We start from the raw sequence: 1,712 nt of genomic DNA on the forward strand, positions 1-1,712 counted from the left end.
AAATGTACGATCCCTTGTTTGTTTAATGAACAATTGTGAGGCCATAAATATCAATTGATACTATTGTTAGTACTATAAGAAGTAACAATAATTTATAAATTAGGGACGCAGCTATGAGTTCACTTGCGCTTTCGCAAAAACAAAAGATTATCCTTTTCCTCGTAATCTTGTCTTTAGGCTTCGTTGCATTAGGCAGCTACACCGGAAATCGGTTGTCAGAATTAACAGACCAGTACCGGTTGAGTAGCGAAGTGACGATTGGGGCATCGAAGATTGTGGATACCGAAGTTCACTTACTTACGCTCGGCGGTAAGCTCGATGATCTGCAAAGCTCGCAAGTCGGAGCTATTAAACAAGAAATATCTGAGATTAGTGAATTTGTACAATCGCATCGTGAGTTCCTTATTCGAATCGGGATCGGCAACCAAGCCAATGATCTTGCAGAAGTAGTGAGTCAGTTTGAGCAGTCTCTTTTGCCATGGTTAACGCTTAAAGCGGAACTCGGCTTTAATGCCGATGACGGGAAGTTGGGTATGCTAAAAACATTGGCATCCACCATTGAAGAGAAAATAGCAGAAACTGGAATGGTAACGATCAATTCTGATTTCCAAGCGATGATAAAATCACAGCAAAACTATTTACTGTCCCCTAATGAACAAAACTTGAAGCTGTTTAACCGCGCTATGGCAGGTTTCGTCAACATGTCGAATACTTACGCCATGCTTGACCTGTATGAAAAGGAAATAGAACAGTTCAAAGAAACTTTTCTTCGTGTTAGCGAGCTTTCTCAGCAGCTAGGGGATATTGAATCGCAACTAGCAGCAAGTGAAACCGCAGCAATCTCAGTAGTGAAAGATATTGATCACAGCTTGGCTGCCATCAGCGATCAATATCAGCAGGCTGCGAGAAGCTCAGCTGACAATACGAAATGGTCAGTATTGGTTGCGTGTGCGGTGCTTGCTTTAATTACTATCGTCATTTTTGTTACTTTGAGCAGCTCAGTCTCCAAAGCACTAAAAAACGTAACGAATATCATCAACAGTATTGCTGGTGGAGATTTGTCCAAACGACTTAAGGTAACAAACAATAAAAATGATGAGTTCAATCAACTGGCGATTTCAATAAACCAAAGTTGTGAGAATTTGGGACAGTTGGTGTCTGGGGTGCAAGTGAGTAGTGAGGCGTTGTCAGGTGATGCTGCTGAGTTAAATGCGAATCTCGACAGGCTGGTAGAAAGCCAGTCTGAAGTTTTGGGTCAAACGCAATTATTGGCTTCAGCAACAGAAGAAGTGAGTGTGACCACTCAAGAAGTATCAAACTCGTTAGAGTTCGTTGCTGATATCAGCCGTTCATCCAATCAAGCCGCTGAAGATGGTGGGTTAGTGATTACTGAAGCCATTGGCTCACTAGAAAGTGTGGGGTCTATATTAAGTTCTGCAGCCGGTCATATACAGCAACTAGAAGCCGCTTCCACTAAAGTTGACTCGGTGATGGATATTATTAACGGGATAGCAGAACAAACAAACCTATTAGCTTTGAATGCTGCTATTGAAGCAGCAAGGGCTGGTGAACAAGGTCGTGGTTTTGCCGTCGTTGCCGATGAAGTAAGAAGCCTAGCTGTCAGAACTGTTGATGCTGTTGGCGAAATTTCAGAGACGATTGAAACGATGAAAAAAGAAAGTGCTGAAGTTATTCAGTACATTGGCCAGTCA

At 42.3% G+C, this 1,712-nt stretch carries 1 protein-coding gene; it reads left to right on the top strand.

Features of this window, described 5'->3' with window-relative positions:
• Positions 1-113: 113 nt before the first annotated feature.
• A partial coding sequence (locus L4C33_RS22065; protein ID WP_428814524.1) for a methyl-accepting chemotaxis protein occupies positions 114-1,712 on the top strand: 1,599 nt, incomplete at its 3' end.

Source organism: Vibrio makurazakiensis (assembly GCF_050337375.1).
Taxonomy (GTDB): Bacteria; Pseudomonadota; Gammaproteobacteria; order Enterobacterales; family Vibrionaceae; genus Vibrio; species Vibrio makurazakiensis.